At 60.5% G+C, this 18122-nt stretch carries 15 protein-coding genes; 7 read left to right on the forward strand and 8 right to left on the reverse strand.

Features of this window, described 5'->3' with window-relative positions; all coding sequences use genetic code 11:
• Positions 1–38: 38 nt before the first annotated feature.
• The 3 genes from AC19YQ_RS01160 (at position 39) to AC19YQ_RS01170 (ending at position 2871) form a co-directional block, all read left to right on the forward strand.
• Complete coding sequence (locus tag AC19YQ_RS01160) at positions 39–1061, forward strand: putative 2-aminoethylphosphonate ABC transporter substrate-binding protein (protein ID WP_500594400.1); 1023 nt, start codon at positions 39–41, stop codon at positions 1059–1061.
• Between the two features lie 125 nt (positions 1062–1186).
• Positions 1187–2314 carry a TIGR03364 family FAD-dependent oxidoreductase gene (locus tag AC19YQ_RS01165; protein WP_500594401.1) on the forward strand — a complete coding sequence of 376 codons (1128 nt, stop codon included), beginning with the start codon at positions 1187–1189 and terminating at the stop codon, positions 2312–2314.
• The gene (locus AC19YQ_RS01170; protein ID WP_500594402.1) at positions 2314–2871 is read left to right on the forward strand and encodes a phosphonate degradation HD-domain oxygenase; all 558 of its coding nucleotides are present in this window, start codon (positions 2314–2316) and stop codon (positions 2869–2871) included. Before AC19YQ_RS01165 ends, AC19YQ_RS01170 begins: the two co-directional genes overlap by 1 nt.
• Positions 2872–2980: 109 nt before the next feature.
• Here AC19YQ_RS01170 and AC19YQ_RS01175 read toward each other — a convergent pair whose 3' ends face one another.
• Both AC19YQ_RS01175 and AC19YQ_RS01180 read right to left on the reverse strand, forming a co-directional pair.
• Positions 2981–4345, reverse strand: a complete 1365-nt coding sequence (locus AC19YQ_RS01175; protein WP_500594403.1) for a GTPase/DUF3482 domain-containing protein — start codon at positions 4343–4345, stop codon at positions 2981–2983.
• Positions 4338–5720 (reverse strand): DUF2868 domain-containing protein, encoded by a 1383-nt coding sequence (locus AC19YQ_RS01180; protein WP_339477318.1) that lies wholly within the window; start codon positions 5718–5720, stop codon positions 4338–4340. The genes AC19YQ_RS01175 and AC19YQ_RS01180 overlap by 8 nt, the downstream gene beginning before the upstream one ends.
• Before the next feature lie 90 nt (positions 5721–5810).
• Between AC19YQ_RS01180 and AC19YQ_RS01185 the strand changes: the two genes are divergently transcribed.
• Entirely contained in the window at positions 5811–6323 is a 513-nt protein-coding gene (locus tag AC19YQ_RS01185; RefSeq protein WP_500594404.1) for a dihydrofolate reductase, read from the forward strand.
• A 127-nt stretch (positions 6324–6450) separates the two neighbouring features.
• Here AC19YQ_RS01185 and AC19YQ_RS01190 read toward each other — a convergent pair whose 3' ends face one another.
• Positions 6451–7842, reverse strand: coding sequence for an L-cystine transporter (locus AC19YQ_RS01190; RefSeq protein WP_133075141.1), 1392 nt, complete (start codon positions 7840–7842; stop codon positions 6451–6453).
• 220 nt (positions 7843–8062) lie between these two features.
• Between AC19YQ_RS01190 and AC19YQ_RS01195 the strand changes: the two genes are divergently transcribed.
• Positions 8063–9118: an HAD family hydrolase gene (locus AC19YQ_RS01195; protein ID WP_219262677.1), complete on the forward strand. Its 1056-nt coding sequence runs from the start codon at positions 8063–8065 to the stop codon at positions 9116–9118.
• A gap of 157 nt (positions 9119–9275) precedes the next feature.
• Here the strand turns inward: AC19YQ_RS01195 and ilvD are convergent, their stop codons facing one another.
• Positions 9276–11123: a dihydroxy-acid dehydratase gene (gene ilvD / locus AC19YQ_RS01200; protein ID WP_133075143.1), complete on the reverse strand. Its 1848-nt coding sequence runs from the start codon at positions 11121–11123 to the stop codon at positions 9276–9278.
• 381 nt (positions 11124–11504) lie between these two features.
• Between ilvD and AC19YQ_RS01205 the strand changes: the two genes are divergently transcribed.
• Positions 11505–13196 carry a DUF4153 domain-containing protein gene (locus AC19YQ_RS01205; protein WP_500594405.1) on the forward strand — a complete coding sequence of 564 codons (1692 nt, stop codon included), beginning with the start codon at positions 11505–11507 and terminating at the stop codon, positions 13194–13196.
• A 60-nt stretch (positions 13197–13256) separates the two neighbouring features.
• Here AC19YQ_RS01205 and AC19YQ_RS01210 read toward each other — a convergent pair whose 3' ends face one another.
• On the reverse strand, positions 13257–14453 hold the full coding sequence (locus AC19YQ_RS01210) for a class I SAM-dependent rRNA methyltransferase (RefSeq protein ID WP_019828076.1): 1197 nt from the start codon (positions 14451–14453) through the stop codon (positions 13257–13259).
• A gap of 150 nt (positions 14454–14603) precedes the next feature.
• Here AC19YQ_RS01210 and mutM point away from each other — a divergent pair, with 150 nt between their 5' ends.
• A complete protein-coding gene (mutM, locus tag AC19YQ_RS01215; RefSeq protein WP_500594406.1) occupies positions 14604–15416 on the forward strand; it encodes a bifunctional DNA-formamidopyrimidine glycosylase/DNA-(apurinic or apyrimidinic site) lyase in 813 nt (270 codons plus the stop codon).
• A gap of 130 nt (positions 15417–15546) precedes the next feature.
• On the opposite strand, the gene AC19YQ_RS01220 is transcribed toward mutM, so the two are convergent.
• From AC19YQ_RS01220 to AC19YQ_RS01230, 3 genes are all read right to left on the reverse strand, one after another.
• Positions 15547–15798, reverse strand: coding sequence for a YfhL family 4Fe-4S dicluster ferredoxin (locus AC19YQ_RS01220; protein ID WP_016782613.1), 252 nt, complete (start codon positions 15796–15798; stop codon positions 15547–15549).
• A gap of 99 nt (positions 15799–15897) precedes the next feature.
• A complete protein-coding gene (coaD, locus tag AC19YQ_RS01225) occupies positions 15898–16380 on the reverse strand; it encodes a pantetheine-phosphate adenylyltransferase (protein WP_004419754.1) in 483 nt (160 codons plus the stop codon).
• Positions 16381–16495: 115 nt separating this feature from the next.
• Positions 16496–18091, reverse strand: coding sequence for a GMC family oxidoreductase (locus tag AC19YQ_RS01230; RefSeq protein ID WP_500594407.1), 1596 nt, complete (start codon positions 18089–18091; stop codon positions 16496–16498).
• Positions 18092–18122: the final 31 nt, after the last annotated feature.

An 18122-nucleotide genomic window follows, 5' to 3' on the forward strand; every position in this document is an offset into this window, starting at 1 on the left:
ACACAACTCTGCCCCTACAACCATAAAGGAACCGCACCATGTTCAAGCCACTTGCCCTTGCCGCTGCTGTCCTCACCGCTTTTAGCTTCAATGCGTTTGCTGCGAAAACCGAGCTGACCGTATACACGGCCCTCGAAGCCGAGCAGCTCAAGACCTATAAGCAGGCTTTCGAGAAGGCCAACCCGGACGTTGAGATCAAGTGGGTGCGCGATTCCACGGGCATCATCACGGCCAAACTGCTGGCTGAAAAAGCCCGCCCGCAAGCCGATGCCGTATGGGGCCTGGCTGCGTCCAGCCTGGCGATCCTGGATCAGCAAGGAATGCTGCAACGCTACGCGCCCAAGGATCTGGCCAAGATTGGCGTCAACTACCGCGATGCGGCCAATCCGCCTGCCTGGGTGGGGATGGACGTGTGGGCTGCGACCATTTGCTTCAACACCATCGAAGCCGAGAAACAGGGCCTGACCAAGCCGGTGAGCTGGCAAGACCTGACCAAGCCCGAGTACAAGGGCAAGATCGTCATGCCCAACCCGGCTTCATCCGGTACCGGCTTTCTGGACGTGAGCGCGTGGTTGCAGACCTTTGGCGAGAAGCAGGGTTGGCAGTACATGGACGACCTGCACCAGAACATCGGCCAGTACGTTCACTCCGGCTCCAAGCCATGCAAGTTGGCCGCTTCGGGGGAATTCCCGATCGGTATTTCGTTTGAATATCCGGCGGTGCAGCTCAAGCGCCAGGGTGCCCCGCTGGACATCGTGTTGCCAAAAGAAGGCCTGGGTTGGGAAATCGAAGCCACTGCCGTGATCAAGGGGACGCCCCACGAAGAAGCCGCCAAGAAGCTGGCTGACTTCTCCGCCAGCCCCGCAGCGATGGAGCTTTATAAAGAGAACTTCGCCGTCCTCGCCCAGCCCGGCATTGCCAAGCCACAGACCGAACTGCCAGCCGACTACGAGCAGCGCCTGATCAAGAACGACTTCGCCTGGGCCTCGCAGAACCGCGACAGCATCCTGGCCGAGTGGCGCAAACGCTATGACGGCAAGTCCGAGAAAGCGGCGCAGTAGTTTTGTAGCCACAAAAGACCTGTGGGAGCGGGCTTGCCCGCGATTGGATAGCCGCATCGCGGCGTTTGTATCGCGAGCAAGCCCGCTCTCACAAGGTAAGTGAAGTTGCCCTTCAGGACATCGTGATGACTCAACCAATCCTTATCGTCGGCGCTGGCATTCTGGGCTTGTCCCACGCCTATGCCGCTGCAAGACGCGGGCTCAAGGTGCGCGTATTCGAGCGTACGGCTACGCCCTTGGGCGCTTCGGTGCGCAACTTTGGCCAGGCCCTGGTCACCGGCCAACCGCCCGGCGTGATGCTCGATCTGGCCCGGGCCAGTCGCCCTGTCTGGGCCGACTGGGCGCAGCGTGCAGGTTTCGAGCTCAAGCGTAATGGCTCATACCTGTTCGCCCGCACCGAAGCCGAAGAGCACCTGCTGGACGCCTTTTGCCAAGGCCGCGCTCGTGAATTCGGCTATCGTGCCGAACTGTTGCGCGGCGCAGACCTGGACGCGCTGTACGGCGGTCAATTCAGCCATCACCGTGCTGCTTTGCACGGTCTGGACGATCAGCAGGTCTATTCCCGGGAGGCGATCCCGGCATTGATTGCGTATCTGCAGCGTGACCTGGGGGTCGAGTTTCATTTTTCGACCCTGGTACGCGAGGTCGAGCCCGGTCAAGTCCACACCACGGCGGGCAGTTTCAAGGGCTCGCAGGTGATTGTGTGTTCGGGGCACGATTACCTGACTTTACTGGCCGAGCCGCTGGCCCGGCTCAACCCGCAGATTTGCCGCCTGCAAATGCTGCGTGTGAGACCCAAGGTCGATTTGAAGTTGCAACACGCCCTGCTGACCGGGCTCAGCTGTGTGCATTACGGTGCCTTTGCCGACTTGCCAGAAGCAGCGGCGGTGCAGGACGAAATCCTGCGAGGCAGCCCCCATCTGGATCAGCACGGCATACATCTGCTGATCAGCCCAACGCCCTACGGTGACTTGATTGTCGGTGATTCTCACGATTACAGCCGGGATCCGACACCCTTTAACGGTGAACAGGTTGATAACTGGATGCTGCAGCTGTGCGAGGAAACCCTGGGTTGTGAAGTCCGGGTGATTGAGCGTTGGCAGGGTGTCTATGGGGCAAAAGGGGCCAAGCCGTTCACCTGGCTGGAGGTGGAACCGGGGCTGAATGCGGCGCTGATGCACACCGGCGTGGGCATGAGCGTGGGCCCGGCGATGGCCGAGGGCAATATCGCCCGGATGCTGGAGAGCATGTGATGACAGCTGCGCAGCAAGTGGTTGAAGAGGTGTTTGGCTTGTATCGGCAATACGGCACTGACGATTACATCGGCGAGCCGGTGTCCCAGATCGAGCATATGTCCCAGGCCGCACAGTTAGCGTTGGCCGAAGGCTGTGACGATGAAGTGGTATTGGCGGCGTTCTTTCACGATATTGGCCACTTCTGCGTCAATGATGCAAAGAACATGGATGGCTATGGCGTGGTCAGCCATGAACGGGTGGGCGCCAATTATTTGCGCCGTGCAGGTTTCAGCGAGCGGGTGGCCAGGCTGGTGGAGTACCACGTACAGGCCAAGCGCTACCTGACCTTGCGCCAGCCGGGGTATTACGACTTGCTGAGCGAGGCCAGCATTCGCACGCTGGGGTATCAGGGCGGGGTGATGAGCGAGGCCGAGGCGGATGCATTCGAGCAAGATCCGCTGTGTGCGTTGAGCCTGCGCATGCGGGTCTGGGATGAGCAGGCCAAACAAGAGCATGTCCCCATCATTGACCTGCAAATGCTTAAGGACAAGGCCATCCGCCTGCTGAACAGTTAAAGACAAACTCTTGTGGGAGCGGGCTTGCTCGCGATGCAGGCGATGCGGTCTACCTGCATGACCACGGTGATGCCATCGCGAGCAAGCCCGCTCCCACAGAAGATGCCTTTCAGATGTGTGTGGCCAGCCACTCGATCTGTTCCTGGCGCTCGGCCTGGTTCAACTTCGGATGGGGGTTCAGAGACGACCATTGCGGGTGCGCACGGGCTTTGTTCAGGGCTTCGGGCAATTTGCCCTCGCGCCAGGTTTTGTCCTGTGGGGTGGCGACCTTGATGCTGTCGACAGCGGCATGCCCGCGGGCATTGAGGGCGTGCAGCAATTGCCGTTGGCGCAAGGCCAGCAGGCGCAACACGCTGTCGTCCACGGTCAATTCACGCTGGCCCTTGAGTTTGCCCAGCAAGCGGCTGCCATAGCTGCGTGCGGTCTGCAGCGCACCGCCGGCAATGGCGCCGGCCAGTGCGGCCGCACCCAGGGTCAGGCCGCCGACCATCAGGTCCACACCGGCCCCGGCCGCCGCGCCTGCAGCAATCCCGCTACCGACCCGCACACCCAGTTGCTTGAGGGTCTCGGGGTTGAACAAGTCATCGCCCCAGCGCCCGTCAAGCAACGGCAAATCACTGGCCGCCGCATCGCTGGTACGAAAGCCATACAGTTTGAGCATGGCTTCAACGCAGCGCTGCTCACGCTGGCGGATGGCTTCGCGCAGTTGCTGGATGGCCTGTTGTTCGGCGGCTTTTTCGCTGATCACGCTACGACGGCACGCGGCGCAGTCGATCAGCAACTCGGCGATCAAGCGCAGCGCACTGTGCTTGCGGGCTTCTCGTTGGGCCTCCTGGTCTGTAATCAGGCGCTGCAACGCCTCCCGTGAATGCTCCAGCAGCAGGGCCAGGCTTTCATACAAGCGGCGCTCGCCATCTTCGGGCGGGGCCACGCTGTCAAACCGCACCAGAGCATGCAAACCAAGGCGTGCCAGGGCTTCGCGCCATTCAGGCTCGCGGTGCTGCGGGCTGCTGACAAAATTGAGCACCGGCAGCAGCGGCTTGCCGCAACTGGCCAGCACACTGAGTTCGTCGCGGTACTTGGCCAGGACCGGCTCGCGGGCGTCGATCACAAACAACCCCGCGTCCGATGCCAGCAGTTGGCGCAGTACCTTGGCCTCCTGCTCAAAACGCTGGCGTGCCTCGCTGCCTTCAAGAAACCGGGCCACCCGCGCCGGGCCATCAAGGCGTTCGCCGGGGTGGTCGAGGCGCTCAAGGTAGTCGAGCAGGGCGATGGCATCTTCAAGCCCCGGGGTGTCGTAAAGCTCCAGCAGGGGCTCGCCGTCTACCGACAATCGCGCACCTTCGACATGGCGCGTGGTACTGGGACGATGGGACACCTCGCCAAAGCCGACATCCCGGGTCAGGGTGCGCAGCAAAGAGGTTTTGCCGACATTGGTGTGGCCGACTACGGCCAGCGTCAGTGGCTTAGTCATGGCCTGTCTCCAGCCAGTTCAAGGGGGCACTGGCGGCGAACGGCAGCCCCAGTTGCTGCAGCGCAGTGTGCCAGTCGCCCAGGCGGTCGGCATCCAGCGCCTGGCCGGGCGGGGCTTGCAGCAGCCACACGCGGGTCTCGCTGGCACTGCGGGCCAGTTCGCCGATCAGCGCCAGGCTGCCGCGGTCCGGCGAGCGCCGCGGGTCGCAAGCGATGGCAAGCCGGGCCGGAGGGAAGCGGGTCATTTGTTCGAGCAGTTTTTGCCGGGACTCGCGGCTGTCGAGTATGCCCGCATCCTTGACCGTGGGCGGCAAGGTGGGTGGCCACGGATGCTGGTCGTCCAGTTCAATGGCCACGATCAATGCGCCATCGGTGTGCAGGTCGCTGTGCCCGCCCTGCACGCTGTGCAATTGCTCGGGGGCGATGTCGTTGACGCCCAGGCGTTCGCTGCTGGGCATCAGCCGTTCGCGCAACTGGCTGTAGCCGGGCAGGTTGAGATCCAGCTCCAGAGCGTTGCGCCCGGTTTTCCAGCGCCACAGGCACAAGGCTGCCAGAAGCAGGCGCGGCAGTACGCCGTAAATCAGTACCACGCCAACCAGCCAGACCGCCCAGGCCTGACGCACCAGTTCGTTGTTGTAGAGGCTGGTGTCGTTGCTGATGCGGATCATCTCTACGGTCGGCACGCTCATGCCCAGCCAGTTGGGCAATGCGCCAAGGGCGCGGGTGGCGGCGACAAAGACGTCGGCGCCCAGAATCGTGGTCTCCCAGATAAACCCGTAGCGGCGGGTGGCCATAAGCAACAGCATCATCACCAGCGCGCTGAGCATTGCCAGCAGCCACAGGCCATTGACCAGTGTGCCGAGCGCCCAGCGATTGAGTTTGCGCCGTTGCAGCAACAGCAATAACGCGGGTGCCAATTGCGCGGCCTTGGCGTCACGGGCGAGTTTTTCACTGAGCCACAGCCACAGGCGGCCGAGGCTGGCGCCGTGTTCACCGGCAAACAGCAGGCCGGTTGCCCAGCTCAGAAGCAGTATCAGGTTGAGCCCCAGCAGGCTGCCCAGTGCCCAGAACACATTGACCGGGGTTTGCCCGTCGCCCAGGGCCGCAAATGCAAGGCCGGCGCCGCTGATCACGGCCAGCACGGCCAGCACCAGCAACGCCAGCCGGGCGCCTTGCAGCCAGTGCTGCATGGCACTGAGCAAACCATCGCGTTCGGCCAGCCACAGGGCACGGTTTTGCAGGCGTGTGGATAAGTCGCCAGCCGTGGTGCGGGCACGGCGATTGGCTTCCAGGTCGTCCAGCGGGCCTGCGTGTTCTTCGCGCAGGCGCACGGTCTCGGTCAACCAGAGGCGTTGTAATGGGGAAAGTTGAGTCACGCGACATTCCATTCAAGTGAACAAGGAGCATAACCGCTGTTAGTCAGGCGGGGTACTGTCGGCGCAGGTCGCTCTGGTATCCTCGGCGCCATGAAAAAATCACTCCCCCTAAGCCTGATCGCGGCACTCGCTGAAAACCGCGTGATCGGCGTCGACAACAGCATGCCGTGGCATTTGCCTGCGGATTTCAAATACTTCAAGGCCACCACCCTGGGCAAGCCGATCATCATGGGTCGCAAAACCTGGGACTCCCTGGGGCGCCCGTTGCCGGGTCGATTGAACCTGGTGGTCAGTCGTCAGACCGATTTGCAGCTCGAAGGTGCCGAGGTGTTTGCATCGCTTGAAGCCGCGGTTGAGCGTGCCGAGCAGTGGGCAACCGAGCAGGGCGTAAGCGAAGTCATGTTGATTGGCGGCGCGCAGTTGTACACCCAGGGCCTGGCGGATGCCGACCGGTTGTACCTGACGCGGGTGGGGATGAGCCCGGAAGGCGATGCGTGGTTCCCTGAGTTTGATCAGGCGCAATGGAAGCGGGTGTCAGAAGAACTGCATGCCGCCGCGGATGACAAGCCGGCGTTCAGCTTTGAGGTGTGGGAAAGGGTTTAAGGCAACCCATTACCCTGTGGACCTGGCTTGCTCGCGATTGCATCACCGCGTTGGTACAGACAAACCGCGTTGCCTGAATCGCGAGCAAGCCCGCTCCCACAAGCGTGGGCGCGGGGTCAGTCAGGTGTTACGCGTGCGCCAGATCACCATGGTCGTCTTCAGCCAGAATGGCCTTGTCGGTCTGGTGCAGAATCTGGCTGGTCACCGTACCGGCGACCATCGAACCGCTGACGTTCAGCGCCGTGCGGCCCATGTCGATCAGTGGCTCAACCGAAATCAGCAACGCCACCAGCGATACCGGCAAGCCCATCGCGGGCAATACGATCAGTGCCGCGAAGGTCGCACCACCGCCCACACCGGCCACGCCCACTGAACTCAAGGTCACAATCGCTACCAGCGACGCGATCCACACCGGGTCCAGCGGGTTGATGCCAACGGTCGGGGCAACCATCACCGCCAACATGGCCGGGTACAGGCCGGCACAGCCGTTCTGGCCAATGGTGGCGCCAAACGAGGCGGCAAAGCTGGCGATGGAAGATGGAATCCCCAGGCGACGGGTTTGCGCTTCAATGCTCAGCGGGATGCTGGCCGCGCTCGAGCGGCTGGTGAAAGCAAACGTCAGTACTGGCCATACCTTGCGGAAAAAGCGCAGCGGGTTAACGCCGGATACCGACAGGATCACGCCATGAATCACGAACATCAGGGCTAGGGCGATGTAGGACACCACCACAAAGCTGCCCAGTTTGATGATGTCTTGCACGTTGGACATGGCGACCACTTTGGTCATCAGGGCCAGAACGCCATACGGGGTCAGTTTCATCACCAGGCGCACCAGGCGCATCACCCAGGCTTGCAGGGTGTCGATGGCGCTGAGGATCTTGCCGCCTTTTTCCGGTTCATCCTTGAACAGTTGCAGTGCAGCAATACCCAGGAATGCAGCGAAAATCACCACGCTGATGATCGAGGTCGGCTTGGCTCGGGCCAGGTCGGCAAACGGGTTCTGCGGGATAAACGACAGCAGCAACTGCGGCACGTTCAGGTCCGACACCTTGCCCACGTAGTCGCTCTGGATCACTTGCAGGCGGCTCATTTCAGCCGCGCCCGCCACCAGGCCATCGGCGGTCAGGCCGAACAGGTTGGTCAGGCCGATGCCCACCAGCGCTGCGATCATGGTGGTGAACAGCAGCGTGCCGATGGTCAGGAAGCTGATCTTGCCCAGGGATGAGGCGTTATGCAGTCGGGCCACAGCGCTGAGGATCGATGCGAAAACCAGCGGGATCACGATCATTTGCAGCAGTTGCACGTAGCCGCTGCCTACCAGATCGAACCAGCCGATGGACGTTTTCAGGGTAGGGCTATCAGCACCGTAGGTCATGTGCAGGCACAGACCGAAGACCACGCCGAGAACCAGTGCCAGCAAGACTTTTTTAGCCAGGCTCCACGCGGTGTGGCGGGTCAGCGACAGGCCAAACAGCAACGCGAGGAACACCAGCAGATTGAGGATCAGCGGGAAATTCATGAAAACTCCGAGGGGACGACGTGTATCAGTATTTGTATGCAGCTATTGCGAACCGGAAATCGTAACAGTTTGAAATAACAGGAAATATACCGTTGTGGAATGACAACCTTTGTTTTTGGAATAAGGCGGTGACGCATTCACGACGATAGCCGTCGTGTCCGAATCAAAAATTGTCACACAGGTTTGTTAGCTTCGATGCCTTTGACGTGGAGCATAGCTGATGAAACTGACCGCCAAGTTGATCGCTGCAACCCTGTGTCTGGGCCTGACGGGCCAGGCACTGGCCACAGAACTGAAACACTGGCCCGCTGACCAGGCCAGGCAACTGGAAGCCATGATCGCCGCCAACGCGAACAAGGGTAACTTCGCGGTCTTTGACATGGACAACACCAGCTATCGCAACGATCTGGAAGAGGCCCTGCTGCCTTATATGGAGAACAAGGGCCTGATCACCCGCGAAAGCCTGGACCCGTCACTCAAACTGATCCCCTTCAAAGACACCGCTGACCACAAGGAAAGCCTGTTCAGTTACTACTATCGCCTGTGTGAAATCGACGACATGGTCTGCTACCCGTGGGTGGCCCAGGTGTTTTCCGGTTTCACCCTGCAACAGCTCAAGGGTTACGTGGATGAGTTGATGGCGTCGGGCAAGCCGGTGCCGGTGACTTATTTCGAGGGTGATGTGGTCAAGACCTCAGAGGTTCAGCCGCCCAAGGTGTTTACCGGTCAGGTCGAGCTGTTCAACAAACTGATGGAAAACGGCATCGAGGTCTACGTGATGACGGCCGCCTCGGAAGAGCTGGTGCGCATGGTGGCGGCCGATCCCAAGTACGGTTACAACGTCAAGCCGCAGAACGTGATTGGCGTGACCACCTTGCTCAAGGACCGTAAAACCGGGGAGCTGACCACGGCACGCAAGCAGATCAGTGCGGGCACCTATAACGAAAAAGCCAACCTTGGGCTGGAACTGACGCCTTACCTGTGGACTCCGGCGACGTGGATGGCGGGCAAGCAAGCGGCGATCCTGACCTATATCGATCAATGGAAAAAACCGGTGCTGGTGGGCGGTGATACGCCGTCCAGTGATGGCTACATGTTGTTTCACGGGGTTGACGTCGCCAAGGGCGGGATTCACCTGTGGGTCAACCGCAAGGACAAATACATGGCGCAGCTGGAAGGCATGATGGCCAAAAACGCAGCGGCCCAGGCCAAGGAAGGTTTGCCGGTGACGGCGGACAAGAACTGGGTGATCGTCAAGCCTGACCAGATCCAGTAATTCCTGTGGGAGCGGGCTTGCTCGCGATGCAGGCGGCGCGGTCTGCCTGCATGACCACGGCGATGCCATCGCGGGCAAGCCCGCTCCCACACGGGTGGTTATGTTGCCCATAAAAAATCCCGGCACCTGGCCGGGATTTTTGTTGTTGCAGGGTGGCTTACGGCACCAGCTTGTCCAGCAATGCTTTGTCACGCACCGCGCCCTTGTCGGCGCTGGTGGCCAGCAAGGCGTAGGCCTTGAGGGCGGTGGTGACTTTGCGCGGACGCACTTCAACCGGCTTCCAGCCTTTCTTGTCTTGCGCGGCACGGCGTGTCGCCATTTCTTCGTCGCTGATCAGCAGGTTGATCGAGCGGTTTGGAATGTCGATCAGCACTTTGTCGCCGTCCTGCACCAGACCGATCGCGCCGCCAGCCGCCGCTTCCGGCGAAGCATGGCCGATGGACAGGCCCGACGTACCGCCCGAGAAGCGGCCATCGGTAAGCAGGGCGCAAGCTTTGCCCAGACCTTTGGATTTCAGGTAGGACGTCGGGTAAAGCATCTCTTGCATGCCCGGGCCGCCTTTCGGGCCTTCGTAGCGGATGATCACGATGTCACCGGCCTGCACTTCGTCCGCCAGAATGCCGCGCACGGCGCTGTCCTGGCTTTCGAAGATCTTGGCATTGCCTTCGAACACGTGGATCGACTCGTCTACGCCCGCCGTTTTAACGACGCAACCATCCAGCGCGATGTTGCCGTACAGCACGGCCAGGCCGCCTTCTTGCGAGTAGGCATGCTCGACACTGCGGATACAGCCGTTTTCACGGTCGTCGTCCAGGGTGTCCCAGCGGGTCGACTGGCTGAACGCGGTTTGGGTTGGAATACCGGCCGGGCCTGCACGGAAGAAGGTATGCACGGCTTCGTCGTCAGTCTGGGTGATGTCCCACTTGGCGATGCCTTCGGCCAGGGTCTTGCTGTGTACGGTCGGCAGGTCGGTGTGCAGCAGACCGCCACGGGCCAGCGAGCCGAGGATGGAGAAAATGCCGCCGGCGCGGTGCACGTCTTCCATGTGGTACTTCTGGATGTTCGGCGCGACTTTGCACAGCTGCGGCACGTGACGCGACAGGCGGTCGATGTCTTTCAGGTCGAAGTCGATCTCGGCCTCTTGGGCAGCGGCCAGCAAGTGCAGGATGGTGTTGGTCGACCCGCCCATGGCGATGTCCAGCGTCATGGCGTTTTCGAATGCCTTGAAGTTGGCGATGTTGCGCGGCAGTACCGATTCGTCGTTCTCGACGTAGTACTGGCGGCACAGGTCGACGATGGTGCGACCAGCTTGCAGGAACAGTTGCTCGCGGTCGCTGTGGGTCGCCAGTGCCGAGCCGTTGCCCGGCAGGGCCAGGCCCAGGGCTTCGGTCAGGCAGTTCATGGAGTTGGCGGTGAACATGCCGGAGCACGAACCACAGGTAGGGCAAGCGCTGCGCTCGTACTCGGCAACCTTCTCGTCAGAAGCGCTGGAGTCGGCCGCGATGACCATGGCATCTACCAGGTCCAGGCCGTGGCTGGCGAGTTTGGTCTTGCCCGCTTCCATTGGGCCACCGGAAACGAAAATCACCGGGATGTTGAGGCGCAACGAGGCCATCAACATGCCAGGGGTGATCTTGTCGCAGTTGGAGATACACACAATGGCGTCGGCGCAGTGGGCGTTGACCATGTACTCGACGGAGTCGGCGATGATCTCGCGGCTCGGCAGCGAATACAGCATGCCGTCATGGCCCATGGCGATGCCGTCGTCTACGGCAATGGTGTTGAATTCCTTGGCAACGCCGCCAGCGCGCTCGATCTCGCGGGCAACCAGTTGACCCATGTCCTTCAGGTGGACGTGGCCGGGTACGAACTGGGTAAAGGAGTTGGCAATGGCGATGATCGGCTTTTTAAAGTCGGCATCTTTCATCCCCGTGGCGCGCCACAAAGCGCGGGCGCCGGCCATGTTGCGGCCGTGGGTGGAGGTTTTCGAACGATAGTCAGGCATGGAACAACTCCGGGCGGCTAATCAGGTAACAAACAGGGAAGTGAGCTTCTAATGACTGGCAGACCACACAGAAAATGACTACGTGTCAGCTAGCTGCCTTAAACGCTGCGGGATCGCCGCGCGCCTGGGCCTGAGCTCATAAACCCGCCGGGGATGATTGGCGATGAATCCGTCGATTCTACACGGCTGGCGGGCGGAGGGAATGGGCAGGGCCGTTACTCCAAGGTACAAATGAATGACTCGTGAAGATGTATGGGGCAATAAGTTCTAGTAAGGCGGGACCTACTTTACTGTGGGAAAGAACTATTTTTAAAAAGTGGCAAGATCATTTAATGGGAACCAAGCAATAGTGTGCGATTGGTTTTTTGGTGAGGAGTGCAAATGCTGACGCTTGATCGATCCGTCAAAACGTATCTGGTCATCGGCCTGGTGCAAGGGCTGTTGCTATGGCTGGGCACCGCCATAGGCGAGCCGGGAGTCCAATATGGGCTGATGACTGCAGTGCTGGTGGGTGGCATCAACCTGTTGCTGCTGGGCGAGAAAATCCGTCAGAGCGGCACTATAGGGTTGGTGCTCGGGCTTACGGCAGTCATGACGGCAATCAGTGCCTGGGTATTTTGGGGCGGCGATGAGTATTGGCGCTCAGGCAGTTGGCTGGTGGGCAGTTGGACCTTCTTCGCCGCCGTCATTACTTATGTGTGCACGGTTTTTATGCTGAGCTGGCCGACGCGCGAGGGGCGCTACCCACGCTACGAAGACCTGTTCCGCCATGCCTGGGACACAGTGTTTATCGTCATGCTGGGCCTGCTGTTGAACGGGGTGTTCTGGGCATTGCTGTTGCTGTGGGGCGGGCTGTTCAAGATGCTCGGCATCGTGGCGCTCAACAAGCTGTTCTCAACCGATGGGTTTATCTGCGTCAGCTCGGCGATGGTGTTTGCCCTTGGCGTGCATATGGGCCGCGAAAAAGAGCGGGTTGTCGGCCAGCTGCGCGGGATTTTGCTGGCGCTGTGCCGCTTTCTGCTGCCGTTGAGTGCGCTGATTGTCATTGTGTTCACTTTCGCCTTGCCTTTTACCGGGCTGGAGCCGATCTGGGATACCGGCTATTCGACGCCAATCATGTTGTGGCTGGTGGCGGTCAGTCTGTTTTTGCTCAATGGCGTGTTTCAGGATGGCAGCCAAGGCAGCGGTTATCCGGCCTGGCTGGTGCGGGTAATCGACCTTTGCCTGCTGTGCTTGCCGGTGCTGGTGGTGTTGGCGGGGTATTCGACCTGGCTGCGTATCGAGCAGTACGGCCTGACCCCGTCGCGGATTCTGGCCATGGCGCTGGTGCTGATGATTTTTGTTCATTGCCTGGCGGCGGTTTGGGCCGTGTTCGCCACCAAGGCTGTCTGGCTGGGTAGCTTGCGTGCCAGTAATCCGTTGATTGCGCTGCTGTGTGTGGTGTTGCTGCTGGGGCTGCATACGCCGTGGTTCAGCCCGCTTAAGTTGAGCGCGAACAATCAGGTGCAGCGCGTGCTCAGCGGCAAGGCTGCGGTGGATACCTTTGATGCTGATACCTTGCGCAATCGTCTGGGGCCACAGGGCAAGCAGGCGTATGACGCGTTGTTGGCGCAAGTCGAGCAGGGGGTGGTACTGACCGGGCCGAAGCGGCAAGTCTTGTTGAAACGTCTCAAGGAAGCAGGAACGGGCAATGGCCCCAGAGGGTCGGAACGGTTGCTGGAATGGATCGGGCCCAAGGTCGAGGGCAGTGAGCAGTTTGAGGACAAGGAGTTTGACGGGCAGTTGTGCCTGGCGCCAGGTTGCGCCCTGTGGGCCGTGGATCTGGATCAGGACGGGCAGCCGGAGGTGCTGCAGTTACCCAAGAACAAGTGGTCCGAGCCGTTGCACTTCTTCAAGCGTGATGCTCAGGGCAAATGGCGGCGAGCCGGTACTTATGCGGGTGATGAGAGCGCGCTGGAACTGATCGAGAAAATCCGCCAAGGCAATGTGAAGGTGGTGAAACCGAGTTATCAGTCATTGCAGATTGGCGAGGTTGAGCTGACGCCGAAGCTGGAGAAGCCTAGCAAGCCCTGAGCCCCCCGTAACAGCTGCCTTCGTTCCTCGGCAGCTGTTACGGGGCGATGCCCGCCTTACTTAGCTGTTAGGCAGCAAACGGCAGGTGATGCTCTTGATGTAGCGTGTTTCGTTGATGGCCGGGTGTACCGGGTGATCCGGACCCTGGCCACCGCGTTCCAGCAGCTGGATGTTGCGATCCAGATGACGGGCGCTGGTCAGCAGAATGTTCTGCAGGTCGTCTTCTGGCAGGTGCATCGAGCACGATGCGCTGACCAGAATCCCGTCCTTGGTGAGCAGGCGCATGGCTTGCTCATTCAGGCGGCGGTAGGCACCTTCGCCGTTTTTCAGGTCTTTTTTGCGTTTGATGAAGGCCGGCGGATCAGCAACGATCACGTCGAAACGCTCTTCGTTGGCTTTGAGTTCCTTGAGGGCTTCAAACACGTCGCCTTCCATGCAGGTGACTCGCTCGGCAAAACCGTTCAGGGCCGCGTTGCGCTCAACACCGTCCAGGGCGAACGATGACGCGTCGACACAGGTCACTTCGCTGGCGCCGAAAGCAGCCGCCTGAATACCCCAGCCACCGATGTAGCTGAACAGGTCCAGGACCTTTTTGCCTTTGACGTAAGGCGCCAGGCGGGCACGGTTCATGCGGTGGTCGTAGAACCAGCCGGTTTTCTGACCGGTCATGACCGGCGCTTCGAACTTGACGCCGTTCTCTTCCAGCGCAACCCACTCCGGCACCAGGCCGAACACGGTTTCGACGTAGCGCTCAAGGCCTTCAGCGTCGCGGGCAGCCGAGTCGTTCTTGAACAGGATGCCGCTTGGCTTGAGGACTTGCACCAGCGCTGCGATCACGTCGTCTTTGTGCTGTTCCATGGTGGCCGAAGCCAGCTGGACCACCAGGATGTCACCGAAACGGTCGACTACCAGGCCCGGCAGCAGGTCTGAATCGCCGTAAACCAGGCGGTAGTAAGGCTTGTCGAACAGGCGGTCGCGCAGGGACAGGGCCATGTTCAGGCGGTGAACCAGCAGCGATTTGTCCAATGGCAGCTTGATGTCGCGTGACAGCAGGCGTGCACAGATCAGGTTGTTGGGGCTCATGGCAACGATGCCCAGCGGCTTGCCGCCGGCGGTTTCGAGTACCGCTTGGTCGCCGGCCTTAAAACCGTTCAGCGGTGTGGCGGCTACATCGATTTCGTTGCTGTAGACCCACAAGTGGCCGGCGCGCAGGCGTCGATCGGCATTGGCTTTAAGGCGCAGGCTTGGCAGGGACATGACGTCGCTCCGGGTATTGAAAAGGGCGCGATTATAGCCTTAGACGTAACCTTGAGGCTTGGCTGATTCACCGCATTGCGTCGGATCACGGAGCTAGTCGCGCAGAAATTTCCGTTAGAATCGCCAGCTATTCCAGAGTACGGAGCCCCCATGCCTGAATTACCTGAAGTCGAAACCACCCGGCGTGGCATCGCCCCGCACCTTGAGGGGCAGCGGGTCAGCCGGGTGATTGTGCGCGAGCGCCGTTTGCGCTGGCCGATCCCCGAAGACCTTGATGTACGGCTGTCAGGGCAGCGCATTGTGCTGGTCGAGCGTCGGGCCAAGTACTTGCTGATCAACGCCGAGGTGGGGACGCTGATCAGCCATTTGGGCATGTCCGGCAACTTGCGGCTGGTGGAGGCGGGCCTGCCCGCTGCCAAACATGAGCATGTGGACATTGAACTGGAGTCCGGGCTGGCCTTGCGTTACACCGACCCGCGCCGGTTCGGGGCAATGCTCTGGAGTCTGGATCCGCTGAACCACGAGCTGCTGGCGCGCCTGGGGCCGGAGCCGCTGACGGACCTGTTTGATGGCGATCGACTGTTTCAGCTGTCGCGCAAGCGTTCGATGGCGGTCAAGCCGTTCATCATGGACAACGCGGTGGTGGTGGGCGTGGGCAATATTTACGCGACTGAAGCATTGTTTGCTGCCGGGATCGACCCGCGTCGCGAGGCCAAGAGTATTTCCCGTGCGCGCTATTTGAAGCTGGCGATTGAGATCAAACGGATTTTGGCCGCCGCCATCGAGCGTGGTGGCACGACCTTGCGCGACTTTATCGGTGGCGATGGCCAGCCCGGTTACTTCCAGCAGGAACTGTTCGTGTACGGGCGCGGGTATGAGCCCTGCAAGATCTGCGGCACTGAACTGCGTGATGTAAAGCTGGGTCAGCGCGCCAGCGTGTTCTGCCCGCGTTGCCAGACGTAGCCACCAGTCCTGCGCTGAACGCTTGTGGGAGCGGGCTTGCTCGCGATGCAACCACCTCGGTCGAACGGGTCGATCGCAGTGAATCTATCGCGAGCAAGCCCGCTCCCACACAAATCGCATAGACGATGAATCAGGCCTTCCCGGTAATTGCCCGGTACTTTTCCATCAGCTGTTCTTCGGTTTCCGGGTGGGCTTCATCCAGCGGGATGCAGTCAACCGGGCAAACCTGTTGGCATTGCGGTTCGTCGTAGTGGCCAACGCACTGGGTACACAGGTTGGGGTCGATCACGTAGATCTCTTCGCCCTGGGAAATGGCAGCGTTCGGACACTCGGGTTCGCAGACGTCGCAGTTAATGCAATCGTCGGTGATGATCAGGGACATGGGTACTCCGGCCGGGGCGGTCGGCCCGGGCAACTGAAATCGAATGCGGCAATTGTGCCGCATTGGCGCCCGCAGTGCACGCGGGCGCCGCTTCAGTGGTTATTTCTTGCGAAAACGCTCGGTCAGGGCATCCGCCACGGCCGGGTGTACGAATTTGTTGATATCGCCGCCCAATGCTGCGATTTCGCGCACCAGCGTCGACGATATGAACGAATAACGCTCTGACGGCGTGAGGAACAGACTTTCGACATCGGGGGCCAGTTGGCGATTCATGTTCGCCAGCTGAAACTCGTATTCGAAGTCCGACACGGCACGCAGGCCACGCAGAAAGACATTGGCGTTCTGTTCTTTGGCGAAATGCGCGAGCAGCGTCGAGAAACCGACCACCTCAACATTGGGCAGGTGTTTGGTGACTTCACGAGCCAGCTCCACACGCTGTTCCAGTGGGAATAGCGGGTTTTTCTTGGTGCTGGCAGCGACAGCAATGATCACGTGATCGAACAGGCGCGAAGCGCGTTCGACCAGATCGCCATGGCCCTTGGTAATAGGGTCGAATGTACCTGGGTACAACACTCGGTTCATCGCGTCGTCCTGGCGGGAATCCGTTGGGGAGTCGGATGGTATCGCAGCATTACCGGTCGGCCAAGTCGCCATTCGAAGAAGAAAGCACTATAGACGCGACGAATTAACTGCTTTTTCATGAACTTTTAAGGCGTTCGGCCAGTTGCGTCGCGAGTTTAGCCGTCAATCCGTACACCGATAATTGTGGGTTGGCACCAATGCTGGTGGGGAATAAAGAGCCGTCGTGGACCGATACATTGCGCAATTGATGATGGCGGCCGAGGCTGTCGGTGACGGCCATCTGCGGATTTTCACCCATTGAACATCCGCCCATCACATGGGCACTGGCCAGGCGGGTTCGATACAACTCAAGGCTCAAACTGTCGATCTGGTCACGTGTTTCGCGAAGGCGTGTCATGTAGCGCGCATCGCTGTGCAATGGCATGACTGCGCTGGCACCTGCCGCAAACTGGATTTCGGCCATGCTGTGGAAGGCGCGCTTGAGCCCCTCCCAGCCGTAGGGCGTGAGGGTGTAATCGAGCACCGGACTGTCATCGCTGCGCAACTCGACACTGCCACCAGGGCTGTCAGGATGAAAACCGTCGCGCATCAGCGCCAGCATCATGTGGGTGGTGGGCAGTTTGGCCATTTGTTCAGCGCTGCTCTGGCCAAAGCCTGAAAACAAGGTGGCGGCCAATGCCGGGTGCAGCGGCGGTACTTCGAGTTTGTAGCCCAAAGGGCCTTTGGGACCGTCTTTCCATTGAAAGTGATCTGAGTAAATCGACTGCGGGGCGCCGTAGAAAGGATTGATTGCAGTAGGAAATTGCGCTGCTGAGAAGTTGACCAGATGCAGAAATGTCCGCTTGCCCAGTCGCTTGTGTGGGTCGGGTGCGTCGGAGCGCATCAGCAGGCCGGGCGTATTGATGCCACCGCCTGCCAGAACGTAGTGGCGGGCCTTGACCGTAATCGTGTGGCCGTTGGGGGTCACGCAGCGGCTGTCCATTGCCTGGCACTCCAGGCCGGTGACATGGTCGCCACTGATGGATAACCGCCACGCGCGGGCCAGATACAACAGTTCGCCGCCGTTCTCCAGAGTCGCGGGAATGGTTGTGACCAGCATTGATTGTTTGGCGTTGGTCGGGCAGCCCATGCCGCAATAGCCCAGGTTCCAGCAGCCCCGCACGTTGCGGGGGATCACATGCCAGCTGTAGCCGAGCTTTTCGCAGCCGTTGCGGATCACTTCGTTGTTGGCGTTGGGCGGGACTTGCCAGGGCGCAACACCCAGGCGCTGCTCCATGTGTTCGAACCAGGGAGCCATCTGTTCCTCGCTGTGGCCTGCGACTGCGTGCTCGCGGGCCCAGTGTTCCAGAGTGGGCGCCGGGGTGCGAAAGCTGGAGGTCCAGTTCACCAGCGTGGTGCCGCCCACGGCCCGGCCTTGAAGAATGCTGATGGCGCCGTCTTTGCTCATGCGCCCCACACCTTCCTGATACAGGCTGGCGTAGGCCTCGTCCTCGAGCAGCTTGAAATCGCTGCTGGTCTTGAGCGGTCCTTCTTCGATCAGTAGGACCTTGTAGCCCGCTGCGCTGAGGATTTCAGCCGTGGTGCCGCCGCCTGCACCGCTGCCGACAATGGCGACGTCTGCCTCCAGTGTCAGATCGCCTTCCAGTTGCGAGCCATCATGGGTTTTCCAGCCTCGGGCCAGGCCTTCGCGAAACGGATCGGTTACGGGCATCAGGGTTACTCGAGATGAGTGCGGGAGCGTA

The organism is Pseudomonas sp. MF06569, from assembly GCF_059862735.1.

Coding starts and splice junctions, on each gene's coding strand:
- AC19YQ_RS01160 (WP_500594400.1), top strand. CDS start 39: ATGTTCAAGCCACTTGCCCTTGCCGCTGCTGTCCTCACCGCTTTTAGC.
- AC19YQ_RS01165 (WP_500594401.1), top strand. CDS start 1,187: ATGACTCAACCAATCCTTATCGTCGGCGCTGGCATTCTGGGCTTGTCC.
- AC19YQ_RS01170 (WP_500594402.1), top strand. CDS start 2,314: ATGACAGCTGCGCAGCAAGTGGTTGAAGAGGTGTTTGGCTTGTATCGG.
- AC19YQ_RS01175 (WP_500594403.1), bottom strand. CDS start 4,345: ATGACTAAGCCACTGACGCTGGCCGTAGTCGGCCACACCAATGTCGGC.
- AC19YQ_RS01185 (WP_500594404.1), top strand. CDS start 5,811: ATGAAAAAATCACTCCCCCTAAGCCTGATCGCGGCACTCGCTGAAAAC.
- AC19YQ_RS01190 (WP_133075141.1), bottom strand. CDS start 7,842: ATGAATTTCCCGCTGATCCTCAATCTGCTGGTGTTCCTCGCGTTGCTG.
- AC19YQ_RS01195 (WP_219262677.1), top strand. CDS start 8,063: ATGAAACTGACCGCCAAGTTGATCGCTGCAACCCTGTGTCTGGGCCTG.
- ilvD (WP_133075143.1), bottom strand. CDS start 11,123: ATGCCTGACTATCGTTCGAAAACCTCCACCCACGGCCGCAACATGGCC.
- AC19YQ_RS01205 (WP_500594405.1), top strand. CDS start 11,505: ATGCTGACGCTTGATCGATCCGTCAAAACGTATCTGGTCATCGGCCTG.
- AC19YQ_RS01210 (WP_019828076.1), bottom strand. CDS start 14,453: ATGTCCCTGCCAAGCCTGCGCCTTAAAGCCAATGCCGATCGACGCCTG.
- mutM (WP_500594406.1), top strand. CDS start 14,604: ATGCCTGAATTACCTGAAGTCGAAACCACCCGGCGTGGCATCGCCCCG.
- AC19YQ_RS01220 (WP_016782613.1), bottom strand. CDS start 15,798: ATGTCCCTGATCATCACCGACGATTGCATTAACTGCGACGTCTGCGAA.
- coaD (WP_004419754.1), bottom strand. CDS start 16,380: ATGAACCGAGTGTTGTACCCAGGTACATTCGACCCTATTACCAAGGGC.
- AC19YQ_RS01230 (WP_500594407.1), bottom strand. CDS start 18,091: ATGCCCGTAACCGATCCGTTTCGCGAAGGCCTGGCCCGAGGCTGGAAA.